General features: G+C 67.4%; 17 protein-coding genes. 5 read left to right on the top strand and 12 right to left on the bottom strand.

Annotation, left to right across the window (positions count from 1 at the left end; translation table 11 throughout):
• Positions 1-71: 71 nt before the first annotated feature.
• Entirely contained in the window at positions 72-476 is a 405-nt protein-coding gene (locus K369_RS02780; protein ID WP_036287149.1) for a DUF488 domain-containing protein, read from the top strand.
• Here the strand turns inward: K369_RS02780 and lipA are convergent.
• The 4 genes from lipA to K369_RS02760 all read right to left on the bottom strand — a co-directional run bounded on the left by lipA (position 403) and on the right by K369_RS02760 (position 5,916).
• Positions 403-1,377 (bottom strand): lipoyl synthase, encoded by a 975-nt coding sequence (gene lipA, locus K369_RS02775; RefSeq protein WP_036287147.1) that lies wholly within the window; start codon positions 1,375-1,377, stop codon positions 403-405. The two genes, K369_RS02780 and lipA, sit on opposite strands and share 74 nt — an antisense overlap.
• Positions 1,378-1,386: 9 nt before the next feature.
• Positions 1,387-1,695 carry a GlsB/YeaQ/YmgE family stress response membrane protein gene (locus K369_RS02770; protein WP_156967645.1) on the bottom strand — a complete coding sequence of 103 codons (309 nt, stop codon included), beginning with the start codon at positions 1,693-1,695 and terminating at the stop codon, positions 1,387-1,389.
• Positions 1,696-1,896: 201 nt separating this feature from the next.
• A complete protein-coding gene (dnaE, locus tag K369_RS02765; protein ID WP_036287717.1) occupies positions 1,897-5,364 on the bottom strand; it encodes a DNA polymerase III subunit alpha in 3,468 nt (1,155 codons plus the stop codon).
• Between the two features lie 210 nt (positions 5,365-5,574).
• The gene (locus K369_RS02760) at positions 5,575-5,916 is read right to left on the bottom strand and encodes a phasin family protein (protein ID WP_018265355.1); all 342 of its coding nucleotides are present in this window, start codon (positions 5,914-5,916) and stop codon (positions 5,575-5,577) included.
• Between the two features lie 269 nt (positions 5,917-6,185).
• Here K369_RS02760 and K369_RS02755 point away from each other — a divergent pair, with 269 nt between their 5' ends.
• A complete protein-coding gene (locus tag K369_RS02755; RefSeq protein ID WP_036287143.1) occupies positions 6,186-7,862 on the top strand; it encodes an SPOR domain-containing protein in 1,677 nt (558 codons plus the stop codon).
• Between the two features lie 55 nt (positions 7,863-7,917).
• Here the strand turns inward: K369_RS02755 and K369_RS02750 are convergent, their stop codons facing one another.
• Together K369_RS02750 and K369_RS02745 are read right to left on the bottom strand one after the other, a co-directional pair.
• Positions 7,918-8,643, bottom strand: a complete 726-nt coding sequence (locus tag K369_RS02750) for a DnaJ domain-containing protein (RefSeq protein ID WP_036287140.1) — start codon at positions 8,641-8,643, stop codon at positions 7,918-7,920.
• A 12-nt stretch (positions 8,644-8,655) separates the two neighbouring features.
• Positions 8,656-9,360: a hypothetical protein gene (locus tag K369_RS02745; RefSeq protein ID WP_036287137.1), complete on the bottom strand. Its 705-nt coding sequence runs from the start codon at positions 9,358-9,360 to the stop codon at positions 8,656-8,658.
• Positions 9,361-9,537: 177 nt separating this feature from the next.
• On the opposite strand from K369_RS02745, the gene K369_RS02740 reads away from it, so the two are divergent.
• The gene (locus tag K369_RS02740; protein ID WP_036287134.1) at positions 9,538-10,089 is read left to right on the top strand and encodes a DUF2478 domain-containing protein; all 552 of its coding nucleotides are present in this window, start codon (positions 9,538-9,540) and stop codon (positions 10,087-10,089) included.
• Here K369_RS02740 and K369_RS02735 read toward each other — a convergent pair.
• A complete protein-coding gene (locus tag K369_RS02735) occupies positions 10,068-11,018 on the bottom strand; it encodes a DUF817 domain-containing protein (RefSeq protein ID WP_036287131.1) in 951 nt (316 codons plus the stop codon). The two genes, K369_RS02740 and K369_RS02735, sit on opposite strands and share 22 nt — an antisense overlap.
• A 7-nt stretch (positions 11,019-11,025) precedes the next feature.
• Positions 11,026-12,084 carry an amino acid ABC transporter substrate-binding protein gene (locus tag K369_RS02730; RefSeq protein WP_245278061.1) on the bottom strand — a complete coding sequence of 353 codons (1,059 nt, stop codon included), beginning with the start codon at positions 12,082-12,084 and terminating at the stop codon, positions 11,026-11,028.
• Between the two features lie 97 nt (positions 12,085-12,181).
• Between K369_RS02730 and metC the strand changes: the two genes are divergently transcribed.
• Both metC and K369_RS02720 read left to right on the top strand, forming a co-directional pair.
• Complete coding sequence (gene metC / locus K369_RS02725; protein ID WP_036287128.1) at positions 12,182-13,372, top strand: cystathionine beta-lyase; 1,191 nt, start codon at positions 12,182-12,184, stop codon at positions 13,370-13,372.
• 110 nt (positions 13,373-13,482) lie between these two features.
• Positions 13,483-13,737 carry a hypothetical protein gene (locus tag K369_RS02720; RefSeq protein ID WP_018265347.1) on the top strand — a complete coding sequence of 85 codons (255 nt, stop codon included), beginning with the start codon at positions 13,483-13,485 and terminating at the stop codon, positions 13,735-13,737.
• Positions 13,738-13,869: 132 nt separating this feature from the next.
• Here the strand turns inward: K369_RS02720 and K369_RS02715 are convergent, their stop codons facing one another.
• From K369_RS02715 to K369_RS02700, 4 genes are read right to left on the bottom strand one after another with little or no spacing between them, the layout of a single operon-like run.
• Positions 13,870-15,954, bottom strand: a complete 2,085-nt coding sequence (locus K369_RS02715) for a membrane protein (RefSeq protein WP_036287125.1) — start codon at positions 15,952-15,954, stop codon at positions 13,870-13,872.
• Positions 15,951-18,731 (bottom strand): DUF4159 domain-containing protein, encoded by a 2,781-nt coding sequence (locus tag K369_RS02710; RefSeq protein ID WP_051948814.1) that lies wholly within the window; start codon positions 18,729-18,731, stop codon positions 15,951-15,953. The genes K369_RS02715 and K369_RS02710 overlap by 4 nt, the downstream gene beginning before the upstream one ends.
• Positions 18,731-19,657, bottom strand: a complete 927-nt coding sequence (locus tag K369_RS02705) for a DUF58 domain-containing protein (RefSeq protein ID WP_156967644.1) — start codon at positions 19,655-19,657, stop codon at positions 18,731-18,733. Before K369_RS02705 ends, K369_RS02710 begins: the two co-directional genes overlap by 1 nt.
• A 1-nt stretch (position 19,658) precedes the next feature.
• Positions 19,659-20,651, bottom strand: coding sequence for a MoxR family ATPase (locus tag K369_RS02700; protein ID WP_036287119.1), 993 nt, complete (start codon positions 20,649-20,651; stop codon positions 19,659-19,661).
• Positions 20,652-20,761 lie beyond the last annotated feature (110 nt).

The raw sequence follows: 20,761 nt of genomic DNA, 5'->3' as shown, positions 1-20,761 counted from the left end.
TTTTCGTCCGCGCGACGCGAGCGCCTCGCGCCCTATGTCGCTCCCTGGGGGCTTCGACCCTGAGGAAAAGCATGTTCAAGATCAAGCGCGCCTATGAGCCGGCGAGCGCCGAGGACGGTAAGCGCATCCTCGTCGACCGCCTGTGGCCGCGCGGACTCTCGAAAGCGAAGGCCGCGCTCGACGAATGGGATCGCCTCGTCGCGCCGAGCGACGCTCTGCGCCGCTGGTACGCCCATTCGCCCCAACGCTGGCGGGAGTTCAAAACGCGCTACGCCAGCGAGCTGCGCGAGACCTGTCCGCAGGAGCTGAAGCGCCTGCGCGCGCTCGGCCGCGGCAATGTGGTGACGCTGCTCTTCGCCTCCCGCGCGCCGGAGATGAACAACGCCGCCGCGCTGAAGGAGATCATCGAGGCGCGCCGAGCCGCTTCTCCCGCAGCCGCTCGAAGTCAGCGCCCGCATGGTGCGAGGAGCGGGTGAGCGGCGAGGCGGAGACCATGGAGAAGCCCTTGGCGTAGGCGATCGTCGTGAAAGCCTCGAATTCCTGCGGCGTCACGAAGCGGACGACCTCGTGATGCTTGCGGGTCGGCTGCAGATATTGGCCGATGGTGAGGAAGTCCACATCGGCCACGCGCAGATCGTCCATCACCTGGAGAATCTCGTTGCGCGTCTCGCCGAGCCCGACCATCAGGCCGGATTTGGTGAAGATGGCGGGGTCGAGCTCCTTGACCCGCTGCAGCAGCCGCAGCGAGTGGAAATAGCGCGCGCCCGGCCGCACCGTCACATAGAGGGACGGCACGGTCTCGAGATTATGGTTGAACACATCCGGCCGCGCCGCGACGACTTTCTCGAGCGCGCCCTCCTTGCGCAGAAAATCCGGCGTCAGCACCTCGATCGTCGTCGTCGGACAGGCGGCGCGAATGGCGCGGATCGTCTGCGCAATATGATCCGCCCCGCCGTCGTCGAGATCGTCGCGGTCGACCGAAGTGACCACCACATGGGCGAGGCCGAGCTTGGCTGTCGCCTCCGCCACGCGCTCCGGCTCGGTGGGGTCGAGCGCCGCCGGCAGGCCGGTGGCCACATTGCAGAAGGCGCAGGCGCGCGTGCACACCGACCCCATGACGAGGAAGGTCGCGTGCTTCTGCTCCCAGCATTCGCCGATATTCGGGCAGGAGGCCTCCTGGCAGACGGTGGAGAGTCCGCCGCCGCGCAGAATCGCGCCGGTCTCGCGCCAGGCCGCCGAACCCGGCGCCTTGACGCGTATCCAGTCCGGCTTGCGCGCGAGCGGCGTGTCCGGCCGATGCGCCTTTTCCGGGTGGCGGAGCGCGGCCGCATCGCGCTTGCGCGGGTCGTCGTTGAGGAGATCGAGGAGGACGGTCATGGGTTGCGCCTAATGTCTCGGCCTTTCGCCCGGCCTCAGAGGAGTCGCGCCGTCGACTCGCGCCCAGAGCGAGACGCTGATTATGGACCCGAGCAGGCCGGCGAGGAAATGGCCGATCGAGCCGTCGAGAACGAGCCCGCAGAATTCGGCGAATTGCGCGCCGAGCCAAGCGCCGGCGACGCCGATCGCCATATCGGAGAAGAGCTGATCGGGGCTTCGCAGCAGCGCGCCGACGAGCCAGCCGCCGAATGCGCCGATGACGACGAGGGGAAGAAAGCCCGCGTCGAGCTTTCCGAGAAAGGCGATCGCAGCGTCCATTTCCGCCACCCCGATCGAGCGGGCGCCGCCTGACGCGGCCCCTACTACAAGATAGGCGCATCTCACGTCGACAAGAAGAGGCGCGGCGTCGCAGGCCGTCGACGAGATCGCCGAGGCGAAGTCGCGCATCAGCAATATTACGTAATTATCTCAATAAATAAGTGGAATTTCCTAATGCGCTACATTAGCTCTGGCCACGCCTTACACATGCTCCACGGCGAGCACGCCGGGGATCGTCTTCAGCGCCCCGGCGACATCGGCCGAGACGGAATAACCGCCCGGCAGCTTGATCTCCACCTCGCTCCCCATGCGCTCCAGCGCCACGACGATCGACACCTCGCCCTCGCCGCGCGTCGCCAGCCGCGACTTCAGCGCATCGAGCGGCGCGGCGTCCTGAACGAAAATGCGCAGCCCTTTTTGCGCCTTGGCGGCGGCGGCCGCGAGCGGCTGCACCTCGGTGATGCGCGCCCGCACATCCTCGCCCTCGAGCGCGGCGGAGAGCGTCACCAACACGGTCGCGCCCTTCTCCAAAAGGTCGCGATATTGGTTGAGCCCTTCCTGAAACAGGATCGCCTCATATTGCCCGCTGTCGTCCGAGAGCTGGACCACGCCCATTTTGGAGCCGGATTTTGTGCGCCGCTCGGCGCGGTCGAGCACCACCGCGGCGAGCCGCCCGGCGCTGGCGCCGCGCTTCACCGCTATGATGAACTCCGCCCAGCGCGTCAGCCGAAGCCGGCCGAGCACGCTCGCATAGGCGTCGAGCGGATGGCCGGAGAGGAAGAAGCCGGCGGCGTCGAATTCGCGCTTCAGCTTTTCCGAGGCCGTCCAGGGCTGGCTCTTGGGCAGAACCAGATCCTCCTCCGCCTCCGCGCCGCCGAACAGCGCATTCTGTCCGGCCTGCCGGTCCTCGGCGCAACGATTGGCGCAAGCGAGAATCGTCTCGATCGCGCCGACGACGCGGGCGCGGTCGGCGTCGAGCTCGTCGAAGGCGCCGCAGCAGGCGAGATTTTCGAGAACCTTCTTATTGACCTCACGCGGATTGATCCGCCGGGCGAAGTCCGAGAGGCTGCGGAAAGGCGCGGCGCCGCGCGTCCGCACGATCGCCTCGGCCTGCCCCTCGCCGACGCCTTTGACGGCGGAGAGCGCATAGCGAATGGCGAGCTTGCCATCGGCGCCGGGCGCGACGTCGAAATCGACGCCCGAACGGCGGATGGAGGGCGGCTCGACCGCAATGCCGAGCCGCCGCGCCTCATTGCGGAATTCGGCCAGCTTGTCGGTGTTGCCCTTGTCGAGCGTCATGGAGGCGGCCAAAAACTCGACCGGATAATGCGCCTTGAACCAGGCGGTCTGATAGGCGATCAGCGCATAGGCCGCCGCATGGCTCTTGTTGAAGCCGTAATCGGCGAATTTCGCCAGCAGGTCGAAGATATCGCTGGCCTTTTGCGCCGTGAGCCCGCGCTCCACCGCGCCGGTGACGAAGCGCTCACGCTGGGCGTCCATTTCGGCCTTGATCTTCTTGCCCATGGCGCGGCGGAGCAGATCGGCCTCGCCCAGCGAATAGCCGGAGAGGACCTGAGCGATCTGCATCACCTGCTCCTGGTAGATGATGACGCCGAATGTCTCCTTCAGGATGTGCTCGATCTTGGGGTGGATGTAATCGGGCTCCTCGTCGCCGAGCTTCACAGCGCAATAGGTCGGGATATTGGCCATAGGACCCGGCCGGTAGAGCGCGACGAGGGCGATGATGTCCTCGAAATGATCGGCGTGCATCTCGACCAGCGCCTTGCGCATGCCGGCGCTTTCCAGCTGGAACACGCCCACCGTCTCGCCGCGCCCGAGCATTTCGTAAGTCTCGGAATCATCGAGCGGAATAGTGGCGAGATCGAAATTCGCCGCGCGCCGGCGCACGAGATCGACGGCTGTCGCCAGCACGGTCAGCGTCTTGAGGCCGAGGAAGTCGAATTTGATGAGCCCGGCCGGCTCCACCCATTTCATATTGAACTGGGTGGCCGGCATATCGGATTTGGGATCGCGATAGAGCGGCACCAGCGCGTCGAGCGGCCGGTCTCCGATGACGACGCCCGCGGCGTGGGTCGAGGCGTTGGAATAGAGCCCCTCCAGCGCTCCGGCAACCTTGAACAGCCGCGCGACCTTCTCGTCCTCGTCGATCGCCTCGCGCAATTTCTGCTCACCGGAGACCGCCTCGGCCAAAGTCACCGGCTTGGCGGGGTTCTGCGGCACCAGCTTGGCGAGCTTATCCACTTGCCCCAGCGGCATTTCCAGCACGCGGCCGACGCTGCGCAGCACGCCGCGCGCGAGGAACGAGCCGAAGGTGATGATCTGCGCCACTTTCTCGGCGCCGTAGCGCTCGCGGACATAATCGATGACCTCGCCGCGCCTCGTTTGGCAGAAGTCGATGTCGAAATCCGGCATCGACATGCGTTCGGGATTGAGGAAGCGCTCGAAGAAGAGGCCGAAGCGCAGAGGATCGAGATCGGTGATGGTCAGCGCATAGGCGACCAGCGAGCCGGCGCCCGAGCCGCGCCCCGGCCCCACCGGAATCCCTTGCGATTTCGCATATTTGATGAAGTCAGAGACAATCAGGAAGTAGCCGGGAAAGCGCATCTTCTCGATCGTGTCGAGCTCGAATTCGAGCCGCGCGTCATAGGTCTCTCGCGTCTGGCCCGGGGCCGGCGGCTGCGCGAGGAGGCGCGCCTCGAGGCCTTCCTTCGCCTGTCGGCGCAATTCGCGCGCCTCTATATCCTCGAGGGATTCCCCGCCCCCTTCTCCGTCCAGCATGAAGCGCGGCATGATGGGCTTGCGCGTCAGCGGGCGGAAGGCCGCACGGCGCGCGATCTCGACCGTCGAATCCGTCGCCTCGCGGAGGTCGGCGAAGAGCGTGAGCATCTCCTTGCGCGTCTTGAAATAGTGCTGCGGCGAGAGCCGCCGGCGCTCGGCGACGCTGGTCACTGTGCCCTCGGCGATGCAGAGCAGCGCGTCATGCGCCTCGAAATCCGTCGCCGTCGCGAAAAAAGGCTCATTGGTGGCGACCAGAGGCAGGCTGCGCCGATAGGCGAGATCGAGCAATTGCGGCTCGACGCGCCGCTGCTGATCGAGACCGTGGCGCTGGATCTCGACATAGAGCCTTCCGTCGAAGAGCGGCAGCAGCGCCTCGAGACGAGCCAGCGCCTGCTCCGCCCTGCCCTTGGCGTAGAGCGTGTCGAGCCCGCCCTCCGAGCCGCCGGTGAGGGCGATCAGTCCCTCGCTGCTCGCAGCGAGGCTCGCCAACGAGACATGGGAGGCCTCGCCCTGCGCCGGCTCGAGATAGGCGCGCGAGGCGAGCCGCATCAGATTGGAATAGCCCCGCTCCGACTGCGCGATCAGCACGATATGGCCGCGCCCGTCGGCGCCGCCCGCCGCACTCTGCGCGCCGTCGCCGAAATCGACATTGAGCTGCACGCCGGGGATCGGCTGCACGCCGGCTTTGGCGGCCTTTTCCGAAAACTCCAGCGCGCCGAAGAGATTATCGGTGTCGGTGACGGCCAGCGCCGGCATCTGGTCCTTCTGGGCCAGATCGATGACGCGCGACAGGGTCAGCGCGCCCTCGCGCAGCGAGAAAGCGGTGTGAACATGTAGATGAACGAAGCCGACCGCGTCGATCGCGCTCATTTCGACCGCCTCCTGCGACGCCTCTCGCGTCCCGGCGATCATATCGCGCCGCAGCGCCGGGATTCGCAACGCGCGCGACACGGCCCTCGGATTTTACGCACAATCTTCGTGATTCTACTGCGGCGCCGCAGAGCCGATAAATGAAAAGCCAGGCGGAGATCCCGCCCGGCTTTTCCGAGATTTCGTGTCGAGGACGCGTCGGGCCGGCGATCACTCGCCCGCGGAGTAGACTTTCGTCGCCGCCGCTTCCACCGGCTTGAACGCTTCCTTCGCGAGGCTGGAATAGAGCTCGCCGAGCTTGGTCGCCTCGGCGATGAAATCTTCGTACGCGCCCTTGGCGTAATCCGACTGCAACTGGAGGGCTTCGTCGATCTTCTTGACGCCAATCAGCTTTTCCGCGAGGAGGCGGCTCTTCTCGAAGGACTTCTTCGAATAGTCGGTCGTCTCCGCCGCAATGGTCTGCCAGCCCTTGGTGAGGGCCGCCGCGGCCGCGGACGCCGCTTCGAATTGCTCCTTGCCCAGCTGCTGAACGCTTTCGAAAGTGGCAACCATCGGTTTCGTCCTCGTATCGAGCGCCATTCGGCCTTCGCCCCGTGGCGGACTCCATGCGCTCAGTTGACAGGATAAGCTTATATGCATTGCACAATCAAAGTCAATGACAATGTTGCGATGCAAAACCACAATCCCGGTCTCCTTTCGCCTTAACCAGGGGGTAACCTCGCATCGGTAAGATTGTAATCATGTGACTTTTCGGCAACGCCCACGCTGACCGGGCCGCCGCCGCGAGCGCATGATGGGGCAAGTGAACGGGATCAGGATAGATGACGAAGCGTGGCGTCGCCGGCAGGCTCGAGCGTTGGAAGTGGGTGGCGGCTCTGGCGGCTCTCGCCGCTTTATCGGCGCTCTTCGCTTTTCCGGCCGAGGCCAGACGTCACCATCATCATTCCGCCCGCGCCTCTCACGCGCGTCATTCCTTCATCCATCACGCAGCGCACCATCGCCGCGGCGGCGCGCATCTCGCCCATGCGGCGCGGCGCGGCCATTCGGAGGCCGGCGGCGGTCCCGCCTTCGCGGCGATCGTGGTCGACGCCAATAGCGGGCGCACGCTCTATGCGCGCAATGAGCACGAGCTGCGCCATCCCGCCTCCATCACCAAGGTGATGACGCTCTATCTTCTTTTCGAGCAGCTCGAAAAGGGACGGCTGCGGCTCGACTCGCCGCTGGTCATCTCCGCCCATGCGGCGTCGCAGGCGCCGACCAAGCTCGGCCTCGCCCCCGGCCAGACGATCGACGTCGAGAGCGCCATCAAGGCCGTCGTCACCAAATCGGCGAACGACATCGCCGCGGCCATCGCCGAGAATATCGCCGGCGACGAGGAGAGCTTCGCCGAGATGATGACGCGTAAGGCGCATCAGCTCGGCATGGGCCGCACGCATTACGCCAACGCCTCCGGCCTGCCCAATGACGAGCAGATCACAACGGCGCATGATCTCTCCGTGCTCGGCCGCGCGATCCAGGATCGCTTCCCGCGCTATTTTCACTATTTCTCCACCCACGCCTTCGTCTGGCGCGGCCAGTCGCATCGCAATCACAATCATCTGCTCGGGCAGATTCGCGGCGTCGACGGCATCAAGACCGGTTATACCCACGCCTCCGGCTTCAATCTGCTGACCTCGGTGCGGCGCGACGGACATCATATCGTCGCCGTCGTCATGGGCGGACGCACCGCCGCGGCCCGCGACCGCGTGATGGCTGGCCTCATCTCCGAACATATCGACGACGGCGCCCCCGTCCGCACGGCGCGCGCCATCACCGAGGGCGAGCCCGCTCCGGCGCCGATCGCTCGAGCCGAGCCCGTCGAGGAGGAGAAGGACGAGGCGCCTATCGTCGCGGCCGCCGCCACCGCTCCCGCCCCGCGCGTCGCGCCAGCGATGGCCCTCGCGTCGGCGCCGCCGCTTCTCGCCGTCCCGACGCCCGTGCGCGGCGACAAGATTCGTCCGGCCTTCGTCGCTGGCGGCCAAAAGGCTGCGGAGCCGGCGCAAGAGCGTGGCGCTCGCCATCAGCCCGAGCCGTCTCGGCGCGACGGCGTTCATGCGACCGCCGATGGATCGACCGCCGCCAAGGCCGGTCATGGGACGAAGATCGCCTCGGCGACGACGCCGACCGCGCTGCCGGCGCGCATGTCCGACGCCGATCGCACGCTGGTCGCCCGCAGCGATCGCGCCGAATTGTCCAAAGCCGATCAGGCCCGTCCAATCCACTCGGGCTGGATGATTCAGATCGGCGCCACCGACGACGCCGAAAAGGCGCAGCAGCTGCTCTCGCGCGCCCGCGCCAAAGGCGTGCCGGCCACCGCCAAGGCTTTCACCGAGAAGGTGCAGAAGGGAAGAGAGACGCTCTACCGCGCCCGTTTCGCCGGGCTCGAGGAGAAGAGCGCGGAGACCGCCTGTCGCGCGCTGAAGCGCTCGGGCTTCTCCTGTTTTGCGACGAAGAATTGATCGACGGACCTATTTTTCCAAAAAGCGACGAGCATTGAGCAAACAAGGCCGAGCTTCAATGATGATGACGACGCATGAGGACATCTTTGGCTTCGTTCACCCGAGCCGCGAGATCGGTCGTCCCGCCATGGTCCGGATGAAGCTTCTTCATCAGATCGCGATGCGCCCGCGCGATGTCCTCGCGCGCCGCTCCCTTTTTGAGGCCCAGAATTTCATAGGCCTCATCTTCCGAAATCGTGCCGCCGCGGCGGCCTGGTCCGACGCCGCCCGCATCCGCGCCCCCCGCGTTGCGTCCACCGTCTCCTGTCTGACGCCAGCCGGCAAACCGGCGGTCGAGATACACCTCTAGAAGACGGGCGCCTTCTGGATCGACGCTGCGGCAATGGCGGTAGAGCTCCATCACCGCCGGCCGCGTCAGCGCGTCGAGCCTTTTGCCTTCGTCCTTGCCGGCGAGGATCGTGCCGCGAATGGCGCCGCTCGCATGGTCGAGCTCCATCTCGATCATGGCCGATCGCACGCGCGAGACGCCCGCCCCCGCAGCGCCGTGGCCGAAGCGCTTCACCCCGCGCGAGAAGGCGCCGTAGAGCCACATGCCGGCCGAGGCCAGCAGCAGGCCGATGTCGATGCGACCGCGCAAGATGAAGAACAGGCCGAGCGCGATCGTCGCCGCCCCGCCCCCCTTGCGAATGACGCGGGCCATGGCCGCCGGCGAAGCGCGCGTGAACATGCGCAATCCGTAGAGCGCGAGCAGCAATGCGAGAAATCCGATCAGAACCGGCATGAAGCGGGCTCCTCACCCCATTTGTGACAAAAGAAGACGCGCGGCGTCCTCGCCTTTTGTAGCGCGCCGTTCGAGCTCGGCCAGCCCGCCCGCCGCATAAGCCGCAGCCGCGGACAGAAGCTCCGCGAGACGACGCGGCGCCGAGGCGTCGAAAGCGGCGTAGGCCCCGCCGGTCAGCCGCGCGATCTCGCGAAAGGCGGCGCCCGCCTGCGCGTCGGCGCCTTCATGAAACATGAAGGCTTTCACGCCGAGAAGGCCGAGCCGGCCGGCGAGCTCGCAGAGTTGGTCGGCGTTTTCCTCCATCGCGTCGCCAACGAAGACGAGAGCGCCGATGCGGCGCGCGCCCGTCTCCTCGAGCGCATGGCGCAGCACTTTGCCGATCTGCGTGCGGCCGCCGCGACAGGAGATTTTCGCCATCAGCGCCGCGAGCCCCTGCCCGCCGCCGACGAATCCAGACGCGCGGCATTCGCCGAAGCCGCGAAAGAACACGAGCTGGACGTCGAGCCCGCCGAGCGCCGCCGTCTCCTCGAACATGCGGCCCTGCAGCGATTGCGCGAGATCCCATGTCGGCTGGCGGCTCATTGTGGCGTCGAGCGCGAAGATCAGCCGGCCTCGCTCGGCCGCTGCGCCGACGCGCCGCGCCTCCCGAATGAACGCCTCCACCGCCTGCGCCCGCGCAGAGGGAGAAAGCGGCGCATTGCCTCGTTCATCGCTCACGGCTGTTCACGTCGCGTCCCTGACCGTTTATATCAGATCGGTCGCCGCCCCGGAATGACAAGAGGCGCGAGCCTCGCCGAGCAAGGCCGGCCCGCTCCGCCGAACGTCCGAGGATAGGCGAACCCGCCGCGTCTTTCGACAGAAATCGCGACGCGAGGCCCTTACCGGAAAGCCGAAATGACCCTTTACGCTTCCTTGCCCGCAACGCCCATCGCCGCCCTTCCCGGCGAGCCGAGCGTTCAGGCGCAGACGCTGATCGCCGATTTCGCGCGGCGACTCTCCGAGAGCGGAGCGCGCGTCGCCGGGGTCACTCAGGCGCGCGTTCTCGACGAGGCGACGGGCCGCAGCCGCATCGTGCTGCGCGACGTCGCCGATGGCGCGCTCTATGCGATCTCGCAGGATCTGGGGGCGGGCTCTGTCGCCTGCAATCTCGACTCGAGCGAATTGGCGCTCGCCTGCGCCTCGATAGAGCGGCGCGTCGCCGAGGGCGTCGATCTCGTCGTCATCAGCAAGTTCAGCAAGCAGGAGGCCTCGCGCGGCGGCCTCGCCGACGCTTTCCGCGCTTCCATGCTGGCGAAGGTTCCGGTGGTGACAGCGGTGTCGCCGCATTATGTCGAGGAATGGCGCCAATTCGCCGGCCCGCTGGCGGAATTCCTCGCGCATGATCTCGATGCGCTCCTCGCCTGGTGGGAGCGCGCGCAAAAGGCTCAGCTCACGGGCGCGGAATAATCCGCCAAACGGCGGCGATGACGCTCGCGTGAAAGCTCCAGCGGCTCGGCGTCCGGCGCGCGCGGCCGCTTGACGGCGACGACCAGCGCATAGCTCACGATCTGCAGCAGGAACCATGAGCCGAGCTTGGCCGCGCCGACGGGCGACCAGACCGCGAGCTGGCTCGGATAGAGCCAAGTGCGCGTGAAGGTTCCGATATTCTCGGCGAGAAAGATGAAGCTCGCGGCGAGCAGCGCCGCCAGCAGCAACGGCATCGACCGCCATGAGTGATGCACGCGGTAGAAGATCCATGTGCGCGCGAACAGCGCCGCCGTCGCCGCGAACAGCGCGATCCGCAAATCCCACAGGTAATGGTGCAGGAAGAAATTGGCGTAGATCGCCGCGGCGAGCGCCGCGACCATCCATATCGGCGGATGGCGGATGAAGCGAAAATCGAACACCACCCAGGCGCGCATCATATAGCTGCCGATCGCCGCATACATGAAGCCGGTGAAGAGCGGAACGCCGCCGATGCGGAAAAAGGCCGGATCGGGGTAGATCCAGGAGCCGACCGCGGTCTTGAAGACCTCCATCGCCGTTCCGACGAGATGAAACAGCAGGATCACCTTGGCTTCCTGCAGGGTCTCGAAACGCGTCGCGAGCAGCAGCGCCTGAATGGCGAGCGCGGCGAGGAAGAGAAAATCATAACGCGCGATGACAAATTCGCGCGGATAGACGAAATGCGTCGCGATCAGCAGCCCGACCATCAGAAAACCGAACAGGCACGACCACGCCTGCTTCACGCCGAAGCGTAGAAACTCGTAGATGAGGCGGCGCAATGGCCGCTGCGAGGCCCAGCGCGCGAGACGCGCCTCGGCGATGGCGAAGCGCGCCAATGGCGCCCATTGCGCCGCCGCGCTGGCGCGAGGATCGAAAAAGCCAGGGTCCATATCCGCGCTACCGCACCGGCGGCGCATACATCAGGCCGCCCTTCGTCCATAGCGCGTTGAGCCTTCGCTCGAGGCCGATGGGCGAGCCGGCGCCGAGATTGCGCTCGAAGGCCTCTCCGTAATTGCCGACATGCTTGACGATGCGATAGGCCCAATCGGCCTCGAGCCCCAACCCGTCCACACCGCCGCCGTCGACGCCGAGCAGGCGCCGCACGCGCGGATCGGCCGATTTCAGCTGCTCGTCCGCATTGGCGGAGGTCACGCCCAGCTCCTCCGCGTCGACCATGGCGAAATGCGTCCAGCGCACGATGTCGAACCATTGGTCGTCGCTCTGCCGCACGATCGGGCCGAGCGGCTCCTTGTCGATGAGCTCGGGCAAAATCGCGTGATCGGCCGGCGCGGCCATCTCCTGCCGCTTGGCGGCGAGCGTCGAGAGATCGGCGGTCAGCGCCTCGCATTTGGCGTCGGAATAGGCCTTGGCCGCCTCCTCGAATGTCGGGAACAGCTTGGGCTCGATCGGCTTCATGCCCTCGCGATGGAAATCGACGAGATCGAGCTCGAAGGGCGTGCCCTGCTGCACGCAGACGGAGAGGCCGCCGAGATCGCGCAGCGCGACGATGGATTTTTTGCGCGCGAGAAAGCCCTGCCCGTCGAAAAAGCTGATCGCCGTATAGGAGAGCCCCTGCCCGGCGTCGCGCGACAAGGTGAAAGCGGCGCCGCGCGCCAGCAGATCGACGACGCCCGATTGCAGCGCCTTCACGCGATCCTTGGCGGAGAGCGTCACGAAGCGCATTTTTTCGGGATCGTCGAAAATGGCGGCGGCGAGCGCGCGGCAGAAATCGACGTCGAAGCCGCTCCAGCGGCCGGCCTCGTCCTGATGCGCGAAGCCCGGCAGGCCATTGCTCGCGCCGCAGATCAGAAAGCCGCGCTTTTGCGCCTGCTCGAGCGTCGAGGCCTCGGCGCCCGCGGCGAGCAGCACGGCGCTCGCGATGAGAATATTGCGGAACAGGCGAGAGATCATGTCCGACTCTGGATTGGGCTCGGGCGATCGGCGATCATTGGACAATTGCTCCTCTTTCGCCCATGTCCTGCGCGAACAGTCTATACTGCGGCGCGGACGAGGCCGCCGCAATTGCGTTCGCAGAAAGGCCGATGGGCGAGACATGAGCGAGACTAGAGGACAATCTGGGCGAAAAAAGAAAAGCCGCACCCGCTTGGCCCATGCCGGGCGCCGGCCCTCCGAGCAATTCGGCTTCGTCAACACGCCGATCTATCGCGGCTCCACCGTGCTGTTTCCCGATACGGCGTCGCTGCTCGCCAATCGCGGCGCCTATACTTACGCCACCAAAGGCACGCCGACGACGCGCGCGCTCGAGGAGGCCTGGATCGATGTCGCCGGCGCGGCGGAGGCCGTCGCCGTCCCCTCCGGCCTCGCGGCGATCACCCTCGCTCTGCTGACGGCGCTGAAGGCCGGCGACCATCTGCTCGTCACCGACTCCTGCTATCTGCCGGCGCGCATGTTCTGCGACAGCGTGCTGAAGCGCCTCGGCGTCGAGACGACCTATTACGATCCGCGCATCGGCGCCGAAATCGCCGCGCTGATGCGGCCGAACACGACAGCCATATTGACCGAGTCGCCCGGCTCGCAGACGCTCGAGGTGCAGGACATTCCGGCCATCGCCGAGGTCGCCCATGCGCGCGGCGCCTGCGTCGTCCTCGACAATACTTGGGCGACGCCTCTCTTTTTTCCGCCGCATGAGCGCGGGGTCGATCTCGCCATAGAGGCCGGCACCAAATATCTCGCGGGCCACTCCGATCTCCTGCTCGGCCTCGTCTCGGCGAATGAGAAATGGGCCAAGCGTCTGCGCGCCACCTACAACGCCTTCGCCATCTGTCCCGGGCCGGAGGACTGCTTTCTCGCGCTGCGCGGCATGCGCACGATGGAATTGCGATTGCGCGAGGCCGAGCGCGCCGGCCTCGAGATGGCGCGCTGGCTCGCCGAGCGCGAGGAGGTCGCGGAGGTGATCCATCCGGCGCTCGAGAACCATGCCGACCACGCTTTGTGGAAGCGCGACTTTCTCGGCTCGACCGGCTTGTTCTCCTTCGTCTTGAAGCCGGTTCCCCAGCAGGCCGTCGCCGCAATGCTGGATGGGCTCGAGCTGTTCGGCCTCGGCTATTCCTGGGGCGGCTTCGAGAGCCTCGCCCTGCCCTTCGATTGCGCCTCCTATCGCACCGCGACCGAATGGGCGCCCGGCGGTCCGGCGATAAGGCTCTCGATCGGGCTCGAAGATCTGGATGATCTGAAGGAGGATCTCGCCGCCGGCTTCGCGCGGCTGCGCGCCGCGAAAGCGTAAGCATCGCATTGAATAGGTAGTTCCCCTTGATTTCGCATATGCGCGAAAGCGCATACTTACGCATCGGAGCGCGACGGAGTGTCGCGGGCGAACTCGAGGGGAACGGTTCGATGCGTGGTGAAGCTTTCGATCTGTCGCCCACCTCCAATGAGGTCATGTCCGGCGTGCGGCATTCGGCGCAGCACGAGGCGCTGCTGGCGTCCTATCTGCTCGGGCTCGGCCATGGGCCGGCCGTGGTGCGCGATCTCATCGTCTCCGATCTCGACGGCTTTCTGGACCTCGGGCTGCAGCGCCGCGCGGCGGATCAGCTCGTCGTGCTGCGCGCCTTTCTCGCGCGCTTTCCAGAAATGACGCGCTCGAGCTGAGCTTGCCTCTTGCGCTGAGAAAATCGGCTCCTATTCTCTTCTCAGATCGAGCGCCGCAGACGCGGCCGCTCGCATGAGACGCCCCGACCTCGGATGAACAGGCGGGGCGTTTTCGCGTCAGCGACGTCCTTCTTATCCCCGCCGCCCTTCCCACGCCCAAGCCAGCACGATCATTCCGAGCAGCGCCGCGAGGCCCCAGAGGCCGATCGCGAGCGGCGCCGTCTCGACGCCCTTCAGCTCGCTCGCGCCGGTGCGCTTCACGCCGATATAATCGGCGCCGCCGAAAACCGAGGCTTCGCGCATCTCCACGATGCGGGGCAGCGTGACGACGCCGCTCGCGTCTTTCGACAGACGTCGCACCGTGCCGCCGCTGGCCTCGGCGAGCGGCTTCAGCTTCTCGGTGGTGGAGACCACCTCGCGGAACTCGCGCGGATTCTCCGGGCCGACATTGACCAGCGCCGTCAGCTCGCCGCTCTGAAAGCGATAGAGCCCCATTTCCTTCGCCGCATGATGCGCGCGCGCGAGGCCGGGCTCGGCGGGCGCGAGCGCGATCGGCGACGTCGCGCCCGAAGGCGTCGTCATCGTCACCGCGTCGATCTTCTCCTCGAGGCTCTGGCGCTCGACGGCGATGTCATGGCCATGGGCGCTGGCGCGCAGCGCCTCCTCCTCGAGATCGGGCTCCTTCATCAGCCAATGGGCGAGGCGGCGCATCAGATCGACATGCGGGCCGCCGCCCTCATAGCCGCGCGCCCACAGCCACATCTGATCGGTGAGCAGGGCGGCGACGCGGCCCTTGCCCTCGCGTGAGAGCACGAGCAGCGGCTTGTCATTGGCGCCGGTGAGGATGGAATTGCCCTTCACCACTTCGGCGTCGACCTGGCGGAACCATTCGCCCCAGGCGGGCGGATTGCTCCGCGCGCCCTCGAGCCCGCGCGTGACCGGATGCTTCTCGCCATCCTTGCTCACATGGGCGCGAAAGGCGCGCTCATAGAGCGAGCCGTCCGGCCGCGCCGGAATGATGCTCTCCAGCGGCGAATAATAGAGCCCCTGCACCGTCGCGAAATCCGGCCCCGTCGCGACGAGAAAGGCGCCGCCATTGTCGACATAGCGCAGGATATTGTCGAAATAGACGGAGGGCAGGATCGTCTGGTTCGAGTAGCGATCGAAGATGATGAGATCGAACTCGTTGATCTTGCGCCCGAAGAGATCGGCCGTTGGAAAGGCGATCAGCGACAGCTCGTGCGGCGGCGTGCCGTCGAGCTTCTCCGGCGGCCGCAGAATGGTGAAATGCACCAGATCGACATTGGCGTCGGAGCGCAGAAGATTGCGCCAGCTGCGCTCGCCGGGATGCGGCTCGCCGGAGACGAGCAGAACCTTCAGCTTGTCGCGCACGCCCTCTATGGTGACGACGGCCTTGTTGTTGACGGCGGTCAGCTCGCCGGGGAGCGCCTCCACCTCCAGCTCGACGACATTGGCGCCGCCATGCTCCACGCGCAGCGGAATGTCGACGATCTCGCCGGCGCGCGCGACGATGGGCTCGAGCGCCTGCCCGTCGCGCCGCGTCGTGATGACGACCGGCTCCGTCCCGCCGAGATTGCTGTCGACGACGCGGGCGCGGATCGTCTGATCCTTGCCGACAATGCCGAAGCGTGGCGCCTCGACCAGCTCCAGCCTGCGATCACGCTCGCCCTCATGGCCGGTGACGAGCACATGCAGCGGCGCCTTGAAGCCGAGCGCGGCGGCGTTCGCGGGAATGTCGTGAACGATTCCGTCCGTCACCATGATCGCGGCGCCGATGCGCTCACGCGGAACGTCCTTCAGCCCCTCTTCCAGAGCCTGGAACAATCTCGTCCCATCGGCCTCGGAGCCGGGACGCGCCGCGTCGATGAAGCGCGGCTCTATATCGCCGAGCTTTTGCAGCGCCGGCTCCAGCGCGGCCTTCGCCGCCTCGGTCTGCGCCATGCGCTCGCCGAAGCTCTGGCTCTCGCTGCGATCGAGCACGATGGGAACGATGGTTCTCAGTGGCTCGCGCTGCTCGCGCAGCAGCGACGGATCGGTGAGCGCCAGCAGCACCAGCGCCAGCGTCGCGAGGCGCAGGGCCGCGCCGCGCCCGCCGGCGCGCAGCGACAGCAGCGCCACGATGATCGCCGCCACGCTCAGCGCGGCGAGCGCGGGCCAGGGCAGCAGCGGCGTGAAGGAGAGGGACAGCTCGCTCATTGGCCGAGCCGCTCCAAGAGGTCGCGGACATGGACCTGATCGGATTTGTAATTGCCGGTCAGCGTGTACATCACCAGATTGACGCCGCCGCGGATCGCGAGCTCGCGCTGACGCGCGCCGCCCGGCGTCAACGTGTAGAGCGGTTGGCCATTGCGATCGGCCGCCCAGGCGCCGGCGAGATCGTTCGAGGTTATCACCACAGACGAGACGCTGTCGGTCGCGCGCACGGGGCGCGCGGGATCGTCCTTGCTCTCCGGCGGCAGCGCCTCCACCCAGGTCTTGCCATTGATCGTGCGGCCGTAGAAGCCGTCGAGCAGATAGAAAGTCTTGGTGATGACGTGATCGCGCGGCGTGACCTCGAGCGGCGGAATGTCGAGATTGCGCGTCAGATCGCGCAGCCATTGCGTCTCCGGCGTCGGCGGTCCGCCCTCATGCGCGGTGAGCGCGTCGCGCGTATCGAAGACGATCGTGCCGCCCTGCTTCAGATAGACGCCGACCTTGGCGATGGTCTGCGCCGAAGGCAGCGGCGCGGAAGCGACGATCGGCCAATAGAGCATGGGATAGAAGGCCAATTCGTCACGCGCCGGATCGACGCCGACCGGCGCGCCGGGCGCGAAGGAGGTGCGCTGATTGAGCGCGCGCGACAGCGCCTCGAGGCCGAGCTTGCTGGTCTCGTCGGTGCGGGCGTCGCCGGAGACGACATAGGCGAGCCTCGTAGTCAGCGCCGCCTCGCGGTCGCGCGGCGAGGCTATGGCGGGCGCATCCTTGGCGCGGGCGCCCTGCGGCGCGGCGCTCAGCACCGCGAGCGCGCACAAAGCGCCGATGGCGATCGGCGCGGCGCGGCGCAATGCGCCGGACATGGACAGCAAGATCAGCCAATCGGCGAGCAGCGCGACAAAGACCAGCGCGAGCAGATAGGGGCGCAGATCGATCGGCGCGCCGGCGCGCAGCGCCGAGACCGAGAGCCCCTGCCCCGAAAAATCGAAGGCGCGCAATTCGTCGCTCGCGCGCAGCGGCTGCACGGCGACGGGGGCGTCGGCGGCGCCGTAGAGGCCCGGCGGATGCTCGCGGTTCGCGCCGCCGTCATAGTCACTTGCGATCGGCCGGGCGCTCGGCGGCGGCGCGCCGAGACGGCCGCGCCCATCCAGAGTGACGAGCGGCGCCAGAGCCGGCGCGTCGCTGCGCGCTCCGTCCTCGGCGCGGCGCGCCGCGGCCTCGCCGCTCTCGGCGGCGATCCTGTGCAGCATATCGATGAAGAGGCCGGAGATCGGCAGATTGGACCAGGCGGCGTCGGCGCTGACATGGAACAGCACGATGAGCCCCTTGCCGCGCCGCTCGGCGGTGACGAGCGGCGTGCCATCAGTGAGCGCGGCCCAGGTCTTGGCCGGGAGGCCCGGCTCCGGCTCGGCGAGAACCTGGCGCGTCACCGTCACCTCATCTGGAATAGCGAGCCCGTAGAATGGACTCGCCGCATCGAAGGGCGCGAGCTTTTTCGGCGTGTCCCAGGACATGGCGCCGCCGAGCACGCGGCCATTGCGGCGCAAGCGCACGGGGGTGAGATCGTCGTCGCCATTGGCGAGGCGCGCGCCAGCGAAGCGTAAGAGCACGCCGCCCTCATCGACGAAACGGGCCAGCGCCTCATGCGCGCCCTGCGGCAGCACGCCGACGTCGGCGAGGGCGACGATATTGGGCTGCTCGGCGATGAGGCCTGGCAAAGGATCGGCGGCGCCCGGCCGCGGCTCGCGCACCTCGGCGAAAGGCGCGAAGGCCTTTTGAAGATAGAATTGCGGCTCCAGCAAAGGCTGCGCGAGATCGGCGCTCGCGCCGCTCAGCACGGCGACGCGGCGAACCTTGGAGCGCCCGTCGAGCAGCGCCACGGCGCCGGCCGAAGCCTCGCCGTCGAGGCGGAGCAGCGACGCCTCATTGCGCAGCTCGATCGGCAGATCGAAGCGCGCTTTCGCTTTGTCTCCTGCGCCGAAATCGAAATGCGCCTGCGCCAGCACGCGGCCCTGCTGATCGAAAGCGGAAACGGAGCCGGACGCCGGCGCCGCGGCGGAGGCGCGGGCCACCTCCACCTCGAGGCCGGCGGCCGTGTTCTGCGGCGCGACGAGCGCGCGCGCAACATGATCGCTGGTCAGCGTCTCGACTTTCGCGCCGGCTGCGGCGGCAGTGGTCAGAGCCTCGGCGAATTGGCGCGCTCCGCCCTGCGCCAGCCCATCCGCGATCCAGACGATGCGCCCATGCGGATGGGCGGCGGCGAATTCTGCGAGCCTCGCGGCGGCGGCGGCGCGATCCGGCGCATAGGGCTGCGGCGCGAGCGCGCGCAGGCGCTCGTCGATCTTGCCGCCGTCCTCCGGCGTCGGCGCGGCGTCGGCCTGCGACATGGGCAGCACAGCGATCGTCGCGCCGGAACGCGCGGCGTCGGCGGCGAGCGCGCGCGCCGCCTCGATGCGGGCGTCGAAATCCGGCGCCGCCGGCCAGCCGTCGTCGATCGCGATCAGCAGCGGCGCGCTGGAGAAAGCGGCCGTCGCCACTGGCGTCAGCGCGGGGCCGGCCATGGCCAGAACGGCGAGGCCGGCGAGCGCGAGGCGCAGCGCCAATAGCTGCCAGGGCGTGCGCGAAGGCGTCTCCTCGCGGCGCAGCAGATCGAAGAGCAGGCGGATCGGCGGGAACACGATCTCGCGTGGGCGGGGCGGCGTCACCCGCAGCAGAAAATAGATAGCCGGCAGAGCCAGCAGCCCGAACAGGGCGAGCGGCGCGGCGAAAGTGAGGCCCATCAGACGCGCTCCAATCCAGAGGCGAGCGCAAAGCTCAAAGAAAGCGCCGCCTCCGCAGCGGGCCGGTCGGTGCGGTGGATGTGCAGCGAGAAGCCGACATCGGCGGCGGCTTTGGCGATCTCGTCCCTATGCCACGCGAGACGTTCCACATAGGCCTCCCGCCAGGATTGGGCGCGGCCTGCGCGCAGCTGCGCGCGGCTGTCCGTGTCGAGAAAGATCGTCTCGCCTTCGAAGGGAAAGGTCTCTTCCACCGGATCGGCGATCATCAGCAGCGCGCCCGCCGCGCCGTTTCCGGCGAGAGTCGTCAGACGTTCGGAAAGCGCCTGCGGATCGCAGAGGAAGTCAGAAATGAGCAGAGCCTTGGCGCCGCCGGGCAGCGCCGCCGCCTCCGGCAATTCGCCGCGCGCCGCGCCGCCCGCTGCGACGAGCGCCTGCGCGAGCCGCTCGATAATGTCGCGCGTCGACATGGGATGGGTGAGGCCGAGCAGCCCAATCCTTTCGCCGCCGCGCATGAGCACATCGGCGAGCGCGAGGCCGAGCGTCAAAGCGCGGTCGAGCTTGGGCTCCAACGCCAGAGAGGAGACGAAGCCCATGGAGGGCGAGCAATCCATCCATAGATAATAGGAATGGGCGGCCTCCCATTCCCGCTCGCGCACGAAGAGCCGGTCGTCGCGCGCCGAGCGGCGCCAGTCGATGCGATGCGCCGCCTCGCCGGCGCCGAAGGGCCGGAACTGCCAAAAATTCTCGCCCGTTCCGGCGCGCCTTCGGCCATGCGCGCCATGGACGACGGTCGCCGCCACTTCCCGCGCGCGGATGACGATATCGGGCAGCCGGCTGGCCAGCTCGGCGGCGTCCACGCCGCGCGCGAGCGCGAGCCGATCGGAAATGTCGAAAGCCTCGGTGGAAACCGCCGGTCCCGCCGCCACCTCAGCCGATCCTCGAGACGAGCTTCTCGACGAGGCCGGCGATGGTCTTGCCCTGCGCGCGCGCGGCGAAGGTCAGCGCCATGCGATGGCGCAGCGCCGGCGCGGCGAGCGCGGCCACATCGTCCAGCGAGGGCGACAGGCGCCCGGCGAGCAGCGCGCGCGCGCGCGTGGCGAGCATGAGGGACTGCGCCGCGCGCGGGCCGGGACCCCAGGCGACATGGGGCGCGATCTCGGGATCGCCCTCCCCCGGCCGCGCGGCGCGCACGAGATCGAGTATCGCATCGACGACCTTGTCGCCGACCGGCAATTGCCGCACCAGCCTCTGCGCCGCGATCAGCTCCTGCGCGGAGAGAGTTTTGCGCGCCTCGGTCACGCGATCGCCCGTCGTCTCCAGCAATATGCGCCGCTCGCTGGCGCGGTCGGGATAGTCGACGTCGATCTGGAGAAGAAAACGATCCAGCTGCGCCTCCGGCAGAGGATAAGTTCCCTCCTGCTCCAGCGGATTTTGCGTCGCCAGCACATGGAAGGGCCGCGGCAGATCGTGACGCTCGCCGGCGACGCTCACATGATATTCCTGCATCGCCTGCAGCAGCGCCGATTGCGTGCGCGGCGAGGCGCGGTTGATCTCGTCCGCCATCAGCAATTGCGCGAAGATCGGGCCTTTGACGAAGCGGAAGACACGCTTTTTATCGGCGGTCTCCTCGAGCACCTCGGAGCCCAGAATATCGGCCGGCAGAAGATCGGGCGTGAATTGCACGCGCCGCTCATCGAGGCCGAGCACGCGGCCCAATGTCTCGACGAGCTTGGTCTTGGCGAGGCCGGGCACGCCGACGAGCAGGCCGTGTCCGCCGGCGAGCAGAGTGACGAGCGCCTGCTCGACCGCCTCCTCCTGGCCGAAGATCACGGTGGAGACGGCGGCGCGGGCGCGGCCGATCTCTTCCAGGACACGCTCGGCTGCGGCGGCGGGAGCGCTCGCCAAATCTTGCTCGGTCATTGACTGTCCTTCGATCGGCGACGACGGCGGCGTCGCAGTTTCCCCCTAGGATAAGCCGGAAAGGACGCTTGTCGACGTTAAAGAATGTTTAATTTCGGCCGGAGGCGCGG

It is taken from the genome of Methylosinus sp. PW1 (assembly GCF_000745215.1).
Taxonomy (GTDB): Bacteria; Pseudomonadota; Alphaproteobacteria; order Rhizobiales; family Beijerinckiaceae; genus Methylosinus.
Note: the sequence above shows the minus strand (reverse complement) of the source record. Positions and strands in the feature narration are given on the sequence as shown.

Excerpts from the sequence above, each read along its gene's own strand:
- K369_RS02780 (WP_036287149.1), top strand. The coding sequence starts at position 72 with ATGTTCAAGATCAAGCGCGCCTATGAGCCGGCGAGCGCCGAGGACGGT.
- K369_RS02740 (WP_036287134.1), top strand. The coding sequence starts at position 9,538 with ATGACCCTTTACGCTTCCTTGCCCGCAACGCCCATCGCCGCCCTTCCC.
- K369_RS02735 (WP_036287131.1), bottom strand. The coding sequence starts at position 11,018 with ATGGACCCTGGCTTTTTCGATCCTCGCGCCAGCGCGGCGGCGCAATGG.
- lipA (WP_036287147.1), bottom strand. The coding sequence starts at position 1,377 with ATGACCGTCCTCCTCGATCTCCTCAACGACGACCCGCGCAAGCGCGAT.
- dnaE (WP_036287717.1), bottom strand. The coding sequence starts at position 5,364 with ATGAGCGCGATCGACGCGGTCGGCTTCGTTCATCTACATGTTCACACC.
- K369_RS02700 (WP_036287119.1), bottom strand. The coding sequence starts at position 20,651 with ATGACCGAGCAAGATTTGGCGAGCGCTCCCGCCGCCGCAGCCGAGCGT.
- K369_RS02720 (WP_018265347.1), top strand. The coding sequence starts at position 13,483 with ATGCGTGGTGAAGCTTTCGATCTGTCGCCCACCTCCAATGAGGTCATG.
- K369_RS02715 (WP_036287125.1), bottom strand. The coding sequence starts at position 15,954 with ATGAGCGAGCTGTCCCTCTCCTTCACGCCGCTGCTGCCCTGGCCCGCG.
- K369_RS02770 (WP_156967645.1), bottom strand. The coding sequence starts at position 1,695 with ATGGACGCTGCGATCGCCTTTCTCGGAAAGCTCGACGCGGGCTTTCTT.
- K369_RS02750 (WP_036287140.1), bottom strand. The coding sequence starts at position 8,643 with ATGCCGGTTCTGATCGGATTTCTCGCATTGCTGCTCGCGCTCTACGGA.
- K369_RS02710 (WP_051948814.1), bottom strand. The coding sequence starts at position 18,731 with ATGGGCCTCACTTTCGCCGCGCCGCTCGCCCTGTTCGGGCTGCTGGCT.
- metC (WP_036287128.1), top strand. The coding sequence starts at position 12,182 with ATGAGCGAGACTAGAGGACAATCTGGGCGAAAAAAGAAAAGCCGCACC.
- K369_RS02760 (WP_018265355.1), bottom strand. The coding sequence starts at position 5,916 with ATGGTTGCCACTTTCGAAAGCGTTCAGCAGCTGGGCAAGGAGCAATTC.
- K369_RS02755 (WP_036287143.1), top strand. The coding sequence starts at position 6,186 with ATGACGAAGCGTGGCGTCGCCGGCAGGCTCGAGCGTTGGAAGTGGGTG.